Below are 743 nucleotides of genomic sequence, written 5' to 3'. Positions count from 1 at the left end.
CCGGCATGGGCCGGCACGCCCTTGCCGCGCAATCGCAGCTTTGCACCCGTGTCGGACCGCTTGGGGACGGTCACACTGACGTTCCCGGTCGGCGTCGGGACCGTGATCTTGCCGCCCAGGACGGCCTCCGCCACGGTCACCGGGACCTCGATATGCACGTCGTCACCGTCCCGTCGGAAGAACGGGTGCGGAGCGACCTGGATCTCGATCAAGGCGTCCCCGGCAGGCCCGCCATTCAGGCCAGGGCTTCCCTGCCCCTTGAGACGCATGACCTGCCCATCCTCGATGCCGACGGGGATACGGACCTCCAGGCTTCGGCCGTCCGGCAGGGTCAGCGTCCGGCTCGCTCCCCTGATCGCATCGAGGAAGTCAACCGTCATCCTGTACTGCTGGTCCTGGCCCCGCATCCGGACATTCGGCCGAGCCCTGCCCTGCGCAGTCTGGCCGAAAAGATCCGAGAAGATGTCGCCGAGATCCTCTTCGCTGAATCCCGATGCGAAGCCGGCCTGCGGTCCGGCACCCGGCCGGTAACGGGCTCCCTCGCGGCCCTCGGCGAAGCCACGATAGAAGTTCCGCTCGGGCCGCTCCTGGCCGGAGGCGTCGATTTCCCCACGGTCGTACCGGGCCCGCTTCTCCGGGTCGGAGAGCAACTCATTGGCCGCGGAAACCTCCTTGAAGCGGTCCTCGGCCTGCTTGTTTCCGGGATTGAGGTCGGGGTGGTGTTTCTTGGCGAGCTTGCGGTA

At 67.4% G+C, this 743-nt stretch carries 1 protein-coding gene; it reads right to left on the bottom strand.

All coding sequences use genetic code 11. The features are described 5' to 3' along the window. Positions 1–743, bottom strand: a 743-nt coding sequence (locus ACO1BU_RS37670; protein ID WP_424140945.1) for a DnaJ C-terminal domain-containing protein, incomplete at both ends; no start/stop codon positions are given.

It is taken from the genome of Roseomonas chloroacetimidivorans (genome assembly GCF_049629625.1).
GTDB lineage: Bacteria > Pseudomonadota > Alphaproteobacteria > Acetobacterales > Acetobacteraceae > Roseomonas > Roseomonas chloroacetimidivorans.
The sequence above is the reverse complement of the archived record's forward strand: the minus strand, read 5'-3'. Positions and strand labels throughout refer to the sequence as shown.